Here is a 16,498-nt window from a genome sequence, read left to right as displayed (position 1 = left end):
TAGCTTGGGTGTGGTGAGTCTTGCCTTGTCTCCTTCTCGTGCGAATGATTATATGCAGTGCCCGTTGTTGTATCGGTTTCGGGCGATTGATAAGTTACCGGAGCCGAAGACTGTGGCCCAGGTTCGGGGCACGTTGGTGCATGCGTGTTTGGAGGATATGCATTTGTGGGAGCGACCTGAGCGGACGTATCCGGCGGTGGTGAAGCGGTTGCGGCCGAATTGGGCGGATATGTGTGGGGAGGATCCGTCGCTGCTGGAGTTAGTGCCGGAGGGGGAGGTGTATGAGTTTTTGGTGGGGTGCCGGTCGTTGTTGAAGGGCTATTTTTTGATGGAGAATCCGCAGGGTTTTGATGCGTTGGCGTGTGAGAAGTTTGTGGATGCGGTATTGCCGAATGGGGTGCCGGTGCGGGGGTTTATTGATCGGGTGGATGTGGCACCTACTGGTGAGGTGCGGGTGGTGGATTATAAGACTGGGAAGAAGCCATTGCCGCGGTATAGTGGGCAGGCTAAGTTTCAGATGCGGTTTTATGCGTTGGTGTGGTGGCGGACTCAGGGGGTGATTCCGCACCAGTTGCGGCTGATGTATTTGAAGGTGGCGGATTCGCTGTATCTTGCACCGTCGCGGGAGGAGTTGGAGTTTTTTGAGCGGGATTTGGGGGATTTGTGGGGGAAGATTTTGGGTGATATTTCCGCTGGGGTGTTTCGGGCGAAGACGTCGAAGTTGTGTGGGTGGTGCCCGCATCAACGGTTGTGCCCAATGTTTGGGGGTACTCCCCCACCGTTCCCTGGGGTGGAGTAAAGCCTAACCTACCTGGTGAAATTTGGGTGGGGTTTTTAAACTTTGGTGGTGTTAGGTTGTGTTTTGGCTAGGTTGGAGTTTTTGTTATGCCCGCAGCAGATCACCCGGTTCCGCGTCACCCCGGCCGGATTTTGTTGGAGGATTATTTAATCCCGATGAGGTTGAGTCAGTATGATGCGGCGAAGCGATTATATGCGCCGGAGTCGACCGTGAATGGGATGGTTGCGGGCACGGAGAAATTGACTTGGAGTCTTGCCAAGCGCATGTCTGCGGTTTTCGGCAAGACTCCAAAGTTTTGGATGGAATCCCAGCGGGCGTGGGATAAGTGGCAGTTAGAACAGTCCGGTGATCTTCCCGCCGTCTGAGACGGCGATGCCTTCAGCTGCGGGTTTCTTGGGAAGCCCGGGCATGGTCATAACGTTTCCGGTGAGTGCCACGATGAAGCCGGCCCCGATGCGGGGCAGGAGTTGCCGGACGTGGAGGACGTGGCCTTCGGCGGCGCCGAGGAGGGTGGGGTCGTCGCTGAATGAGTATTGGGTTTTGGAGATGCACACGGGGAGGGTGTCCCACCCGTTTTCGGCAAGGTAGGCCAGGTCGGTGCGGGCTTGTTTGGTGAATTCCACGCTGGTGGCGTGGTAGAGTTCCGGGCGATGGTGGTGATGTTGGCTTCCAGGCCGTCGGCGGGGTCGTAGAGGGGGTGGGTGGGGGTTGCGGCGTCGATGGTGGTAAGGACCGCGTCCGCCAGGTTGGTGGCTCCTGCCCCACCGTGGGCCCACACGTCGCACGGCACGAGGGTGATGTTATTGGTTTGTGCCCAGTCGGCGAGCCATTGCTTTTCGACGTCCGTGTCCGACGTGAAGGAGTTGAGCGCCACCACTGGTTCCGCCCCGAATTTGCGCACGTTTTCCACGTGGCGGGCCAGGTTAGCAACGCCTTGTTGGAGGGCGTCCAGGTTTTCGGTGGTGAGTTGGTCGCGGGCGAGTCCCCCGTTGTATTTCAGGGAGCGGATTGTTGCCACGATCACGACTGCGGATACGTCGAGATCACCGGCGCGGGCTTTGATGTCGAAGAATTTTTCCGCCCCCAGGTCGGAGCCGAAACCGCCTTCGGTGAGGACCACGTCGGCGTGCGCTAGTGCGGTGCGGGTGGCGATGAGGGAGTTGCAGCCGTGGGCGATGTTAGCGAACGGTCCGCCGTGGACGAAGGCGGGGGTGCCGCCCAGGGTTTGCACCAGGTTGGGGTTGATGGCGTCTTTGAGGAGGGCGGTGAGGGCGCCTTGGGCGTTGACGTCACCGGCGGTGACGGGTTTCCCATCGTAGGTTTGGGCGACCACCATGCGGCTGATGCGGTCCGCCAGGTCCGCCAGGTCGGTGGCGAGGCAGAGGACCGCCATGATTTCGCTGGCGGCGGTGATGGTGAACCCGGTTTCGGCCGGCACCCCGTGGGCTTTGCCGCCCAGGCCGGTGACCACGTGCCGGAGGCTGCGGTCGTTGACGTCGACGCACCGTTGCCACGAGACCCGGCGCGGGTCGATGCCGAGTTGGTTGCCTTGGTGGATGTGGTTGTCGATCATGGCCGCCAGGGTGTTGTTGGCGGCGGTGATTGCGTGGAAGTCCCCGGTAAAGTGCAGGTTGATGTCTTCCATGGGGACGATTTGGGAGTAGCCGCCGCCGGCGGCGCCGCCTTTGATGCCCATGACTGGGCCGAGGGAGGGTTCCCGGATGGCTACGATGGCGGAGCGGCCGGTGGACCGGATAGCGTCGGCAAGCCCGATGAGGACGGTGGATTTGCCTTCACCGGCTGGGGTGGGGGAAATGCCGGTGACGAGGACGAGTTTGCCGGTTGTTTCGGTGGGGGTGGTGGTGATGTCGATTTTGGCTTTGGTGGTGCCGTAGGGGATGAGGGATTGTTCTGGAATGCCGGCGCGGTCGGCGATGGTGGTGATGGGTTCGAGGGTGTGGGCTTGGGCGATTTCGACGTCGGTAGGCATGGGGTTTTCCTCCTTGGTGTTGTGGTGGGGTTAGTTGTCGAGGTAGAGGGTGCCGCGAAACATGGGGTGCATGAGGTTTTCGGTGGAGAGCACCTGGTTGAGGGTGGCTTCATCCATGAGGCCTTTTTCTAGGACCAGGTCGCGGACGGATTTGCCGGTGCGGGCGGCTTCTTTACCGATGAGGTCGCCGTTGTGGTGGCCGATGAATGGGTTGAGGTAGGTGACGATGCCGATGGAGTTTTCCACATATTTGCGGCATACGCCCGCGTTGGCGGTGATCCCGTTGACGCATTTTTCCCGGAGGGTGGTGGCGGCGTTGCCGAGGATTTCAATGGATTCGAATAGGGCTTGGCCGATGGCGGGTTCCATCACGTTGAGTTGGAGTTGGCCGGCTTCGGCGGCCATGAGGACGGTGAAGTCGTTGCCGAAGACTTTGAAGCATACTTGGTTGACGACTTCGGGGATGACCGGGTTGACTTTGGCCGGCATGATGGAGGATCCGGCTTGTCGTTCGGGAAGGTTGATTTCGTGCAGGCCGGCGGTCGGCCCGGATGCTAGGAGCCGCAGGTCGTTGCAGATTTTTGAGAGTTTCATGGCGGCGCGTTTCACCGCTGAGTGGGCGAGCACGTAGGCGCCGGTGTCGCTGGTGGCCTCGATGAGGTCGGCGGCGGATTTGATGGGCAGGTCGGTGACTTCGGCCAGGGTGGCGGTGACTTGGTGGCGGTAGCCGGCCGGGGTGTTGAGCCCGGTGCCGATGGCGGTGGCCCCCAGGTTGATTTCCAGGAGTCGGTCGGCGGCATCCCGGAGGATGGCTTGTTCTTCGGCCAGGTTGTGGGCGAATGCGTTGAATTCGTCGCCGAGGGTCATGGGGACCGCGTCTTGGAGTTGGGTGCGGCCCATTTTGAGGATGTCGACGAATTCGTCGGCTTTGCGGTGGAATGCGTGTTGCAGTTCGTCGATTCGTTCGATGAGTCGTTGCATGCAGGCGTAGACGCCGAGCCGGAAGCCGGTGGGGTAGGCGTCGTTGGTGGATTGGGACATGTTGACGTCATCGTTGGGGTTGATGATGTCGTAGGCCCCTTTGGGTTCGCCTAGGTGTTCGAGGGCGAGGTTGGCGATGACTTCGTTGGTGTTCATGTTGAGGCTGGTGCCGGCGCCGCCTTGGAACACGTCGATGGGGAATTGGTCCATGCACCTGCCGTGGTGGAGGATTTGGTCGCATGCCCACACGATGGCGTCGCATTTTTTCGCGGGCAGGGTGTGGAGTCGTCGGTTGGCGAGTGCTGCGGCTTTTTTCACTTGTACCATGCCGCGGATGAAGTCGGGTACGTCGTTGATGGTTTTCCCGGAGATGTGGAAGTTATCCATGGCCCGGAGGGTGTGGATGCCGTAGTAGTGCTCGTTGGATACTTCCATTTCCCCCAATAAATCCACTTCTTTCCGGGTGGGACTTGTGGGTTTTTGGGGGGCTTGAATGGGTTTTTCGTCCTTTTTGGGGGCAGACTTGGCCATTTTTACCTCGTTTTTTCACGCGGCGGTAACAGATACAGTTTTTTACTGTAGTCGACTTTAGAGGCGTGCGATGCGGATTTCGGTGGCGAGGATGGCTTGGGCCCCGAGGTGGGCGAGGCGGTCCATGATTGCGTTGGCTTCGGGTTTCGGCACCATGGCGCGGACGGCAACCCAATTGTCCAGGGCGAGTGGGGACACGGTGGGTCCGGATATGCCGGGGGTGATGGCTTTGGCTTGTTCCAGCAGGTGGTGTTCCACGTTGTAGTCGAGCATGAGGAAGTTATGGGCGTGGAGGATTCCTTCCATCCGCCGCAATAGCACCATCATTTCGGGGGTGATTTCGGCGCCGGTTCGGGCCACAACAATGGCTTCGGAGTTGATGAGGGGTTCCCCGAAGGGGGCGAGCCCGTGTTGGCGGAGGGTGCGGCCGGTGGATACTACATCGGCGATGACGTCGGCGACGCCGAGTTTGATGGAGATTTCCACGGCGCCGTCTAGCCGGATGACGGTGGCGTCGATGCCTCTGCGGGCCAGGTCGGCGCGCACCAGGTTGGGGTAGGAGGTGGCGACTCGTTTGCCGGCTATGTTGGGGATGGTCCAGGTTTCGGTGTCGGGGGCGGCGTAGCGGAATGTGGCGGCGCCGAACCCTAGGGTGAGTACTTCGGTCACGTCGGCGCGGGAGTCTGCGGCGAGGTCTCTGCCGGTGATGCCCATGTCGAGGTGTCCGCCGGCGACATAGATGGCGATGTCTTTGGGGCGGAGGAAGAAGAATTCCACGTTGTTGGTTTTGTCGAGGGTGGTGAGGGATTTTGTGTTGCTGCGGCTGGCGTAGCCGGCTTCGGACAATATGGTGAGGGCGGCTTCCGACAGGGAGCCTTTATTGGGTACGGCTACTTTTAGCATGGTTGTTTAGAGGTATTTGTAAACGTCAGCGGGGGTGAGTCCACGGGCGATCATGATGGTTTGGGCCCAGTAGAGGAGTTGGGATAGTTCTTCGGCGAGTTCATCGTCGGTTTGGTATTCGGCGGCGATCCACACTTCGCCGGCTTCTTCGATGACTTTTTTGCCTAAATGGTGGATGCCTTTGGCGATGGCCTGGTCGGTGCCGGATCCGGGTTTGCGGTGGGTGAGTTCGGTAAAGAGGGTGTCAAAATCTTTCACGCGCACCATTCTTCCATGGCGCCGGCATGCTTGTCGACGCCGTGACGTGGGTTGTGGGCCTAGTCGTAGGGGTGCCCGCCCACAACAAGGAAGTCAACGTGGAGGGACACCATGGTGTGGTTCCGGTCGTAGCCGGCGACGATTGGGTAGAACCCGGCATCATACCCCGACCTAGCCAGTATCATGTTTTCTTTGTGGTCTGGTAGGGGGGTTTGTGCGATACCGTTGTGGTCGCGGAGGAGGTTGAACCAGCCGTCGGGGGCGTCTGTGTGGATGTAGTCGGTGAAGCTGTCCAGGTCGGTGGAGGCGGTGAATGCTTCGGCTGCGGCGGCGTCGACCACGGCGGCGGCCCCGGAGTCGAGGGCTACACCGTCGGTGCGCATGGCGGATGGGATGGGGATTTCATCCGGGTTGCGGTGCGGGTAGGGCTGTTCGAAGGTAACAGGTTCGGTGTTGGAGAACACCACACTGAGGTAGGCGTTGACTGGGGTTTTCCCGGGAATGTTCGCAATGGTGACTTTGGTGGGGTGATCGCCGGCCGGCACATCATAGACCAGGCCGTGGGATAACCCGATGAACTGGGCGAACGGGTCGCACACCAGGAGTGTGCCGGAGGGGATGGTTATGGTTCCGGCGTCGGTCACAGTCAGGGAAAGGGTGGTGTCCCCCATGTATTCGGTGCCGGAGTTTTTCAGCGGGTAGAACAGTGCTGGGTCCATGAATCTGTTGGTCCTTTACTTGTCGAGAGTGGTTACACAATTATTAAAGCAATATTTTTATTGGTGTAGGAGATGTGTGAGATTATCAAGCCCATCAAAAGCACCCAGATGCTGGCTGCCGCCTAAGATGATGGCGGTCGCCACCAGGGTAATCACCCGGTTGATGACGCGTTTTACTGCCTTGAGCACTAACCAGACCACGCCCAATCCGATGAGGAATGGGACGAAAACATCCGGGGCGAGTAGTTCGTTGATATTCACAATCATTCACCTTAGTGCCTGGTAGCACGCCCGGCGGGTTCCGACGTCGCAAAGCTTAAACATTAAAATATTTCGCCTCAGGGTGGTAGAGCACGAATGCGTCCGTGGACTGTTCGGGGTGTAATTGGTATTCCTCGGACAGTGTCACCCCAATCCGCTCAGAGTGCAGCAAGTCCACTATAGCCTGTCGGTCGGTGAGGTTGGGGCAGGAACCATAGCCAAACGAGTAGCGGGCACCGGAATAGTCCAGGTCGAAGAACCGGCGGGTGTCATGAGCATCACTATCGCCCACGTGTGTGCCATCGGGGAGCCGCAGCTCGGCGCGGATGCGGGAATGCCAGTATTCGGCTAGGGCTTCCGTGAGCTGCACCCCAATGCCGTGCACTTCGAGGTAGTCCCGGTAGTTATTCATGGCGAATAGTTCGTTTGCGTAGCGGGCAATGGGATCCCCCATGGTCACCAGTTGCAGGGGCAGCACATCCACCTGGCCCGTTTCTTCGGCCAGGGTGCGGGAGCGCACATAGTCGGCGATGCACAGGAATTTGCCGCGCTGCTGCCGGGGGAATTTCAGCTCCCGAATCACCTCGGCGTCCGGCCGGGGTTCGGCGAGAATCAGGACCATGTCTTTCACGCTCACGGCCGGGAAATACCCGTACACGACCGCGGCATGGTCTAACACGCCGCGGCTTTTCAGCTGGTCGATCCAGGCCCGCAGCCGCGGCCGCCCCTCGGATTCCACCAGCGCCTCATAGTCCGGGCCATCACCCCGGGTGGATTTCAGCCCCCACTGCCCCATGAATAAGGCCCGCTCGTCCAGCATGAGCAGATAGTCGGACACGGACAGGCCCTTGATGATCCGGGTGCCCCAGAACGGTGGGGTGGCCACCGGGAAGTCCGCCGCCACCTCGGAACGCTCCGGCAGCTGCACCGGCTTCGCCTTGGCTTTCCGCTCCGCCGCGATCTTTTGGGACCGTTCCCGGCGCGCTTTGCGTTCGGCTTTTTTCCGCTGCTTGGTCACGTCTTCGGTGATGGTTTCGCCGCGTTTGCGGGCCATGATTTCGTCCATGAGGCTGAGCCCTTCGAACGCATCGCGGGCGTAGTGGACGTCGCCCGCGTAAATGTTGTCCAGGTCGTGCTCAACATAGCTGCGGGTGAGTGCCGCGCCGCCGAGGATGACGGGGATGTCGGAGGCGTTTTGGGCGTTCATTTCCTCCAGGTTTTCCTTCATCACCACGGTGGATTTCACCAGGAGCCCGGACATGCCCACCACGTCGGCGTTGTGTTCCCTGGCGGCGGAGATGATGGTGGCGATGGGTTGTTTGATGCCGATGTTGATGACGTTGTAGCCGTTGTTGCTGAGGATGATATCGACCAGGTTTTTACCGATGTCGTGGACGTCGCCTTTGACGGTGGCAATAACCATGGTGCCTTTGTTGCCGGAGTCGTCGGTTGCCTCCATGTAGTTTTCGAGGTAGGCGACGGCGTGTTTCATGGTTTCGGCGGATTGGAGGACGAAGGGGAGTTGCATTTGGCCGGAGCCGAAGAGTTCGCCCACGGTTTTCATGCCGCCGAGGAGGTCTTGGTTGATGATGTTGATGGGGGATTTTTCGGCCATGGCGGCATCAAGGTCGGTTTCGATGCCGGTTTTTTCCCCATCAATAATGCGTTGGGACAAGCGTTCGAATAGTGGGAGGGCGGCGAGGGCTTCGGCGCGGGCGTCTTTCGCTTCGGCGGCGGAGACGCCTTCGAAAAGGTCCATGAATGTTTGGAGGGGATCATAGCCGTCGCGGCGGCGATCGTAGATCATGTCGAGGGCGACTTCGCGTTGGCGGTCCTCAATACGGTTCATGGGGACGAGTTTTGAGGAGTGGGCGATAGCAGAGTCGAGGCCTGCGGCGACGCACTCGTTAAGGAAGACGGAGTTGAGTACCTGGCGGGCGGCCGGGTTCAGCCCGAAGGAAATATTCGACAGGCCGAGCGTGGTGTGTACCCGCGGATGGCGGGCTTTTAATTCACGGATGGCGTTGATGGTTTCTATGCCGTCGCGGCGGGTTTCCTCCTGCCCGGTGGAGATGGGGAAGGTGAGGGTGTCGACGATAATGTCGGATTCGTCCAGGCCCCAGTTTTCGGTGATGTCGGTGATGAGCCGTTCGGCGATGGCGAGTTTTTTCTCGGCGGTGCGGGCTTGGCCTTCTTCATCAATGGTGAGGGCGACCACGGCGGCACCGTGGGTTTTGACGAGCTGCATGATGCGCTGGTAGCGGGAGCCGGGGCCGTCGCCGTCTTCGAAGTTGACGGAGTTCACGGCGCAGCGCCCGCCCAGGTGTTCGAGCCCGGTTTGGATGACATTGGGTTCGGTGGAGTCGATCATGATCGGCAGGGTGGAGCTGGTGGCCAGGAGGGATGCGAGGGCGGCCATGTCGTCGCGGCCGTCGCGGCCCACGTAGTCGACGCACAGGTCGAGCATGTGGGCACCGTCGCGGGTTTGTTGTTTGGCGATATCCACGCAGGTTTCCAGGTCGCCGGCGAGCATGGCCTCACGGAAGGCTTTGGACCCGTTGGCGTTGGTGCGCTCCCCGATGATGGTAACGCCGGCGTCCTGGGTGAGGTTGACTGAGGTGTAGAGGGAAGACACCGCGTCCGAGTCGGGTGTTGTTCTTTCCGCCGGGGTGATGCCGCCGGTCACCATGGTGTGGACGGCGGTGATGTGTTCGGGGGTGGTGCCGCAGCAACCGCCCACCATGGCGAGACCATATTCCTCGATGAAGGTTTTCAGTGAGGCGGCAAGTTCAGCTGGTTTCAGCGGGTATTCGGCCCCGTTTTTCCCAAGGATGGGCAGGCCAGCGTTGGGCATGACAGAGACCGGGATGCGGGCGTTGCGCGACAGGTAGCGGAGGTGTTCGCTCATTTCGTCGGGGCCGGTGGCGCAGTTCAGGCCGATCATGTCGATGCCGAGCGGCTCCAGGGCGGTAAGCGCCGCCCCGATTTCCGACCCGAGCAGCATGGTGCCGGTGGTTTCCACGGTGACGTGGCAGACGATGGGCAGCCGGTAGCCAACCTCGGCGAAAGCCTCCTGGCAGCCGTGGATGGCGGCCTTGACCTGGAGGAGGTCTTGGGCGGTTTCGATGAGGATACCGTCCGCTCCCCCATCAACCATGCCCAGGGCGGCTTCCCGGTAGTAGGTTTTCAGATCCAGGTAGGGGGCGTGCCCAAGGGAGGGCAGTTTCGTGCCGGGCCCCATGGAGCCGAGCACAAAACGGCGCATGCCGTCCCTACCGGGGCCAAGCTCGTCGGCGACGGTGCGGGCGATGCGGGTGCCTTTGTAGGCAAGTTCCTGGCAGCGGTCGGCAATGTTGTAGTCGGCAAGGTTGGGGAGGTTACAGCCGAACGTGTTGGTTTCTACCAGGTCCGCCCCCGCGGTGAAATAGGCGCGGTGAATTTGGGCTACCACGTCCGGGCGGGTGTCGTTGAGGATTTCGTTGCAGCCTTCCAGGCCAAGGAAATCCGTTTCGACGTCAAGGTCGAAGCCTTGCAGTTGGGTGCCCATGGCGCCGTCGCCAATGAGGACACGACTGTGGAGGGCGTCGAGGAAGTCGGGGGTTTTTACTGGTAATACGGTGCTCATCGGCTAGTCAGCTTAGTACGGCCTACCGCGCGCCCCGTAATCTGCCACGCCATGCGCGTATTTTATTCGCTTGTCGACGCGTCCAGGTCGGCGAAGTCGGGCACGTGGTCCGCCGCATAATCGGGCCACATCATTCGGACCAGTTCGGTGATTTCGGCCTCTTCTTCAGGTTCGATGATGGCATCATTATGCCGGGCATTGAATTCCCGCAGTTGGGTGTAAAGGTCCAGCACATGGTCGCGGATGATGTCGGGGTTGGGCACGTCGAGCGGCACGGATTTGGCGTAGCCGATGAGCAGGGCCTCTAGTTCGGGGAGGGCATTAACGTCGAAAGGGGGTTCCCAGTATTGGCGTTCTTCCGGCCGGAGGTACGCCCCGGTGCCGAACTCACGCAACTGCTGAATGAATTCAGTGATGGCGGTCACGAAATTTTCACCCCCATGAGGGCGTCGACGGCGGTGGCCACAATGCTGCCAGCCGGGGTGATGGCGTCGCCGGGGTCGGTGGCGGGGGCGTTGCAACTGTCCGCCCATTCGTCGATGGCTTTGATCGCGGCCGGGGTGTTGAGGTCGTCGGCGAGCAGGGACCGGATTTGTTGCACCAAAGCCCGGGCGGCCGACTCATCGCTGGCGAGGGTGGTGGCCATCCGCCAATACACCAGGCGGTGCTCCGCCGCCCACAACACCTTGTCGGACCAGTCCCGATCCGACCGGTAGTGGCCCAGGTACACGCCCAGGCGGATCGCGGACGGGTCGTGGCCGGCCTCGGTGAGTTTCGACACAAACACCAGGTTGCCCAGGGATTTACTCATTTTCACCCCGTCGAGCGAAATCATGCCGGTGTGCACATAATGCTCCGCCATGCGGGGGGAGGCTAGGGCCGCCTCGGCGTGGGCGGCGGAGAACTCGTGGTGGGGGAAAATCAGATCCGATCCCCCACCCTGGATAGCGAAACTACTCCCTAGCCGGTTGGTGGCGATGGCGGAGCATTCCACATGCCAGCCGGGCCGGCCCGCCCCAAACGGGGCATCCCACGCGGGCTCCCCCTCCCGGGCCGCCCGCCACAGGAGGGCATCCAACGGGTCCCGCTTGCCGGGGCGATCCGGGTCGCCGCCGCGCTCGGCAAATAACTCCAGCATGCGCTGCCTGGGATAGTTCGACTCGTAGCCGAACCGGTCGGTGGCGGTGATGCTGGCATAAATATCCGGGTAGTCAGGGTCGTCAACAACATAGGCGGCACCAGCATCAAGCAGCTGCTGCACCATGGTAATAACCTCACCCACGGACTCCATCGCCCCCACATAATCGTGTGGGGGGATCACACTCAGGTCGGCCATATCCGACCTGAATAAGTCAATCTGGCTGGACCCCAACTCCCGCCAATCCACCCCATCCCGGGTGGCGCGCTCAAACAAGGGATCATCCACATCCGTGATGTTTTGCACATAGGTGACCTGCACCCCGGCGTCGATAAGCAAACGGTGAATCAAATCAAACGCCAAATATGTGGCGGCGTGCCCCAAATGCGTCGAATCATACGGGGTAATGCCGCACACATACATGCCGGCCTGGTTATGGGTCACACGAACCGGTTTCAGTGTTTCATCGGCGGTATCGTAAAGGCGCAGCGGCACGGCCGGGCCGGGGACGGTAGGGATATGCGGAGAGGGCCACGAATGCATGCGACAAGCTTAACAATTACACCGAAGCCGCCGCCAACGGGTTGATCTCCCCCGTGTACAGCAGCAGCATCACGAAAATACCCAACGGAATCCGGTACACGGCAAACCAGCTGAACGTGTTATTCGCCACGAACTTCAACAACCAGGCGATCGACGCATAACCCAACACGAACGCAATCAGGGTGCCCACAATAAGCTGCGTGCCCGATGCGGCAATACCCGCCTGGGGTTGGAACGCATCATCAAGGGAAAACAGGCCGGCGGCCAACACCGCGGGAATAGCCAACAAGAAACTAAACCGGGCCGCCACCTCACGGGTGAGCCCCAAAAACAGGCCGGCGGAAATCGTGCCGCCCGACCTCGACACCCCAGGAATCAACGCCAAACACTGGGCGAACCCCATCACAATGGCGTCCCGCATCGTCAACTCCTCATAGTCCCGGTTTTTCCTACCAAACCGTTCCGCAATGATAAACACGAACGAAAACAACACCAACACCGTGGCGGTAATCCACAGGTTCCGAAGATTCTCCCGAATCAAATCCTTCGTGAGAAACCCAATCGCCGACACGGGGATCGTACCCACAATCACCATCCAACCCATGCGGTAATTGAAATCCCGGGCGTCCTTATTCACCAGGCCCTTAAACCAGGACACGATGATACTGAAAATGTCTTTAGCGAAATACACCAGCACCGCCGCCTCGGTACCGAGCTGCACCACGGCGGTAAACGATGCGCCGGGATCATTATCGAAAAACAGTGTGGATGCGATACGCAGGTGGCCGGAGGAACTCACCGGCAGGAATTCCGTCAACCCCTGAATAATGGAAAGCACTATGACTTCCAACCATGGCATTTGTTCACTAACGCCCGTGGAAGCCTGGGCGAGGATACTGGTAGTAATCACATCACCACACCGTACACCGCGGGTTCTTCTCCCCTCACAGTAGATAATGTGCAGGGTGTATTTGAGGGTGTAGTGCACAATAATCCTAAGTTACGGGATCTACCTGCTAATCTGGGACCTTGTGAAACCGAAACCCACCCCGCTTTTTCCTCCCCCCTCCCCCCGCCCGGCGCGCCGACTTCCACTGGTCGCGTTAGGCATCATGATGGGGGTTGTGCTCACGGCCTGCACCCCACCATCGGTGCAGGAGAAACTACCCGCGGCCATGGGGAACGCCACCCCCGTACCTTCTCCGGCCATGGTTGATGAGCCGGCCGGTGAGGTGATATCGCTGCCGGAGCAGCTAGCGAAGGTGACGGAGTTGGATCATATTGGGGAAATCGTTGCGGTCCGCGCCGGGGCCGTAGTGGGTGTGGGCACGGTAGACCAGTTGCGCGCCGGGCGGCTGGTGACGGTGCCGGTGGATGCGGCTTGTGGGGATATCAGCGCGACGCCAGCGTCGAACGAATTCGTTTTGGGCTGCCCCGACGGGGTGTATGGCATTCCGACGAGCGTCGCCGATGCTGCCGACGACGCTGGGGGCGCGGGGGATGCGGCCGGCGAAGAAAGCGACGGGGGTAAGCCTGCTGAGCTGCCGACGGCCGAACCGGTGTTGCTTCAGGCCACCGACCAGCCGGTGACGGCGGCGGTCAAAACCACCAGTGGGATGATTTTCGCCGGCAGTTCGGATCGGGAAGACGTGGACGTGTACCAGGATGGGGAGAAAACCACCATTCGGGTGGAGGATCCCACGGACGCCATGATTGCGGTGCCGGTTTCTGGCGGTGAGGATTCGGTGTATCGGATCAATCGGCGGACCACGATCATCCAAAACATTAATGTGGCTGACAAGTCGGCGGGCGCGGTGCTGCGCGTGGGCTTGGGTGTGGGAACGATCACCCCGGGGGCCCAGGGGATGGCGTTGGCGACGGACACGATCGGGAAGCAGTTCGGGGTGTATCTGACCAATGATGTGATTCGGCTGCACCAAACCACCCCCACCACCGGTGCGCCGTGGGCTATCGCGTGGGATGATAAGCGGCAGCAGGTGTGGGTGGCCACCACGGATGATAATAAAATCCGGCGGTATCAGCTTGGTTCGGGCCAAGGCGAGGAGTTGGAAGCCTATAATTCTATTGAAAACACCCAATCACTTGTGGCGTTACCTGATGGCACGATCCTCGCGGCCTCCGCCACTGGAACTGATGTGCAGGTCATCACCCCGTAACTCCCCTATCAGCGATACTTAACTGGAAAGCACCCTATGACTTCTTATTCGATTACCCCGCACCCGTGGCGCACCAAGGCCTATGCCCTGGCGTTGAAAGGCATGTTCCGGCTGTCCCCGGAGCGGATCCATGGCATTATTTCCGCCGCCCTGCGGGTGTTGCAGGCCACTCCCCGACCGGTTAACCGGCTGGTGGGGAAGATTGTGCAGGTGAATGATCCGATCTTGTCGCAGGAAGTGTTTGGCACGGTGTTTCCGCAACCATTAGGGTTGGCTGCCGGTTTCGATAAAAACGGGCGGTTGGCTGATGTGTGGCACACGATCGGGTTTGGTTATGCGGAGTTGGGGACGGTGACGGCGGCCGGCCAGCCGGGGAATCCCGCCCCCAGGCTGTTTCGGCTGCCGAAGGATAAGGCGATTTTGAACCGCATGGGGTTCAATAATGAGGGGGCGGCGGATGTGGCGTTTCATCTGCGGCACCGGAAGACCCGCGCCGTGGTGGGGATTAATATTGGGAAAACCAAGGTGGTGGATGCGGCCGCGGCGGCGGATGATTACCGCCGGTCGGCATCACTGTTGGGGGATTTAGCGCAGTTCCTTGTGGTGAATGTTTCTTCCCCGAACACGCCCGGGTTGCGGGATTTGCAGGCGGTGGAGTCGCTGAGGCCCATTCTTCAGGCGGTGCAGGGGGCCACGAACACGCCGGTGTTGGTGAAGATCGCCCCGGATTTGTCCGATGAGGATGTGGATGCGGTGGCGGACCTGGCGTTGGAGTTGGGTTTGGATGGTATTGTGGCGACGAATACCACCATTTCCCGGGATGGCCTGGTCACCCCCGAGTCGCAGGTGGCGGCCATGGGGCCGGGCGGGATTTCCGGCCCGCCGGTGGCGGATCGGGCGTTGGAGGTGCTCAAACGGTTGCGGGGTCGGGTGGGTGATTCCCTGGTGCTCATTGGGGTGGGCGGGATTTCGACGCCGAAGGATGCGTGGGAGCGCATTGCGGCCGGCGCCACCTTGGTGCAGGGCTACACTGGCCTGATTTATGGTGGCCTGGATTGGATTCGGGATATTCACTTGGGCATTGCCGCCCAGTTGCGGGCCTACGGGCTGAATAATATTTCGGAGGCGGTGGGGTCGAACCTGCCGTGGACCCTGGACTAGCCCTCCCCCACCCCATTTATGACCCCGGGCCACGACTGGCCTGGGGTTTTGGGCATTTTTAGTTAGTCGTTGCGGTACCAGCCCCAGTACACGGCGCGGGCGAGGGAATGGTAGTACAGGTTAAAACCCAGCACGGTGGGGGTGGCGTCTGCGGGAATGTCGAGCCGGTCCACGTCGACCGCGTGGATGGCAAACAGGTAGCGGTGGGGGCCGTGGCCGGCGGGCGGGTTGGGCCCGTAGTAGCCGCGGATACCGGAGTCGCCCCGCAGGGTGACGGTTTCGTCAAGCCCCAGCAGCGGTTGGTCGGCCAGGCCCGCGCCGGTGGGAAGTTCCGTGACAGTTGCGGGAATGTTGAATGCGGCCCAGTGCCAGAACCCGCTGGCGGTGGGGGCGTCGGGGTCGAACATGGTCACAGCAATGGATTTGGTACCCTCCGGCAAGCCAGACCAGGCCAGTTGGGGGGACACGTTTGCCGGGGCAACATACGTGTCGGGGATGGCGTCGCCGTTAGCAAAGTCGGTGGAGGTGAGGGGGAAGTCCGGCAAGTCCCGCAGGGGCGCGTAGGGGTCTGGGCCGGGGAATCGGGGGTCTGATGCGTATGAACTCATAGGTTCATTCATACCCTACATGGTGTGATCTTGGCCGCTCCATCGGGCAAAGAGTTGCGCATATCTCCCGCCGGCGGCGACAAGGTCAGTGTGCCTGCCGTCTTCAATGATGCGCCCGGCGTCCATCACGATGATACGGTCGGCCACTACCGCCTGGTCCAGCCGGTGGGCAACCACGAGGGCGGTGCGCCCCCGGGTGACGAGTTGCGCAGCCACCTCCAGGGTGTGGGCTTGGTCGGATCCGGCTTCGGAGGTGGCCTCGTCGAGGATGAGAACGTGGGGGTTGCGGAGCAGCACCCGGGCGAGGGCGATTTGTTGCTGCACTTCCGGCATGAGTGGTACCGCGCCCGCCCCCACCTGGGTGTCGAGGCCGAGGGGGAAGGCCCGGCGGAAGGCGGTACCGTTCTCGGGCAGGCCCACGGCCGCAAGGGCGTCGAGAAGCTCCCCATCGGTGGCGGTGGGGGCCGCCATGCGGAGGTCATCACGCAGCGCGCCGGAGAATATGTGCACCTCCTGGCTGATGAGGGTGACGTTACGGGCGGTCCACACGTCGGAAACCTGGGCGATGTCCACGTCACCAACGGTGATGGTGCCGGCGGTGGGGCGCAGCAGGCCGGACATGAGGGCGGCGAGCGTGGATTTACCCGCCCCGGACGCGCCGACGAGGGCAGTGGTGGTGCCGGCCGCCAGCGTGAGGTCGAGGGCGGGGAGCACGGGTTCGGTGGTGTCAGGGTAGGAGAATTCCAGGCCACGAATGGTGACGTCGGCGGGTTTTTCCAGGTCGGGGGCAGTGTGTTGGCTGGT

The 16,498-nt window shown here is 61.0% G+C and carries 14 protein-coding genes and 2 pseudogenes; 4 read left to right on the top strand and 12 right to left on the bottom strand.

Features of this window, described 5'->3' with window-relative positions; all coding sequences use genetic code 11:
- Window positions 1–4 precede the first annotated feature (4 nt).
- Window positions 5–799 (top strand): RecB family exonuclease, encoded by a 795-nt coding sequence (locus HBA49_RS05930; RefSeq protein WP_005525609.1) that lies wholly within the window; start codon window positions 5–7, stop codon window positions 797–799.
- An 86-nt stretch (window positions 800–885) separates the two neighbouring features.
- A complete protein-coding gene (locus HBA49_RS05925; RefSeq protein WP_005526222.1) occupies window positions 886–1,164 on the top strand; it encodes a HigA family addiction module antitoxin in 279 nt (92 codons plus the stop codon).
- Here HBA49_RS05925 and HBA49_RS05920 read toward each other — a convergent pair.
- From HBA49_RS05920 to HBA49_RS05875, 10 genes and pseudogenes are all read right to left on the bottom strand, one after another.
- A pseudogene (locus HBA49_RS05920) lies at window positions 1,132–2,789 on the bottom strand (formate--tetrahydrofolate ligase). The gene HBA49_RS05925 and the pseudogene HBA49_RS05920 overlap by 33 nt on opposite strands.
- Before the next feature lie 30 nt (window positions 2,790–2,819).
- Entirely contained in the window at window positions 2,820–4,301 is a 1,482-nt protein-coding gene (gene aspA / locus HBA49_RS05915; RefSeq protein WP_005526015.1) for an aspartate ammonia-lyase, read from the bottom strand.
- Window positions 4,302–4,358: 57 nt separating this feature from the next.
- A complete protein-coding gene (gene hisG, locus HBA49_RS05910; protein WP_005521160.1) occupies window positions 4,359–5,204 on the bottom strand; it encodes an ATP phosphoribosyltransferase in 846 nt (281 codons plus the stop codon).
- Between the two features lie 6 nt (window positions 5,205–5,210).
- Complete coding sequence (locus HBA49_RS05905) at window positions 5,211–5,471, bottom strand: phosphoribosyl-ATP diphosphatase (RefSeq protein WP_172458883.1); 261 nt, start codon at window positions 5,469–5,471, stop codon at window positions 5,211–5,213.
- A 50-nt stretch (window positions 5,472–5,521) separates the two neighbouring features.
- Window positions 5,522–6,181 carry a DUF4241 domain-containing protein gene (locus HBA49_RS05900; protein WP_005521158.1) on the bottom strand — a complete coding sequence of 220 codons (660 nt, stop codon included), beginning with the start codon at window positions 6,179–6,181 and terminating at the stop codon, window positions 5,522–5,524.
- 57 nt (window positions 6,182–6,238) lie between these two features.
- On the bottom strand, window positions 6,239–6,448 hold the full coding sequence (locus tag HBA49_RS05895; protein WP_005521157.1) for a hypothetical protein: 210 nt from the start codon (window positions 6,446–6,448) through the stop codon (window positions 6,239–6,241).
- 49 nt (window positions 6,449–6,497) lie between these two features.
- Entirely contained in the window at window positions 6,498–10,067 is a 3,570-nt protein-coding gene (gene metH, locus HBA49_RS05890; protein ID WP_005526060.1) for a methionine synthase, read from the bottom strand.
- Window positions 10,068–10,129: 62 nt separating this feature from the next.
- Window positions 10,130–10,492: a hypothetical protein gene (locus HBA49_RS05885; RefSeq protein ID WP_005526306.1), complete on the bottom strand. Its 363-nt coding sequence runs from the start codon at window positions 10,490–10,492 to the stop codon at window positions 10,130–10,132.
- Window positions 10,489–11,748, bottom strand: a complete 1,260-nt coding sequence (mshC, locus tag HBA49_RS05880) for a cysteine--1-D-myo-inosityl 2-amino-2-deoxy-alpha-D-glucopyranoside ligase (RefSeq protein WP_005526209.1) — start codon at window positions 11,746–11,748, stop codon at window positions 10,489–10,491. Before mshC ends, HBA49_RS05885 begins: the two co-directional genes overlap by 4 nt.
- Window positions 11,749–11,764: 16 nt before the next feature.
- Complete coding sequence (locus HBA49_RS05875; RefSeq protein WP_225866147.1) at window positions 11,765–12,607, bottom strand: undecaprenyl-diphosphate phosphatase; 843 nt, start codon at window positions 12,605–12,607, stop codon at window positions 11,765–11,767.
- A 172-nt stretch (window positions 12,608–12,779) separates the two neighbouring features.
- Between HBA49_RS05875 and HBA49_RS05870 the strand changes: the two genes are divergently transcribed.
- Both HBA49_RS05870 and HBA49_RS05865 read left to right on the top strand, forming a co-directional pair.
- Window positions 12,780–13,925, top strand: coding sequence for an NHL repeat-containing protein (locus HBA49_RS05870; RefSeq protein WP_244248382.1), 1,146 nt, complete (start codon window positions 12,780–12,782; stop codon window positions 13,923–13,925).
- A 36-nt stretch (window positions 13,926–13,961) separates the two neighbouring features.
- The gene (locus tag HBA49_RS05865; RefSeq protein WP_005525541.1) at window positions 13,962–15,086 is read left to right on the top strand and encodes a quinone-dependent dihydroorotate dehydrogenase; all 1,125 of its coding nucleotides are present in this window, start codon (window positions 13,962–13,964) and stop codon (window positions 15,084–15,086) included.
- Between the two features lie 62 nt (window positions 15,087–15,148).
- Here HBA49_RS05865 and HBA49_RS05860 read toward each other — a convergent pair whose 3' ends face one another.
- Window positions 15,149–15,694: a YbhB/YbcL family Raf kinase inhibitor-like protein gene (locus HBA49_RS05860; RefSeq protein ID WP_005526481.1), complete on the bottom strand. Its 546-nt coding sequence runs from the start codon at window positions 15,692–15,694 to the stop codon at window positions 15,149–15,151.
- Between the two features lie 15 nt (window positions 15,695–15,709).
- Window positions 15,710–16,409: pseudogene (locus tag HBA49_RS05855) on the bottom strand (ATP-binding cassette domain-containing protein); the annotation flags it as partial.
- Between the last annotated feature and the right edge of the window lie 89 nt (window positions 16,410–16,498).

This window comes from Corynebacterium matruchotii (genome assembly GCF_011612265.2).
Lineage (GTDB): Bacteria > Actinomycetota > Actinomycetes > Mycobacteriales > Mycobacteriaceae > Corynebacterium > Corynebacterium matruchotii.
This window is presented reverse-complemented; position numbering and strand designations above follow the sequence as displayed.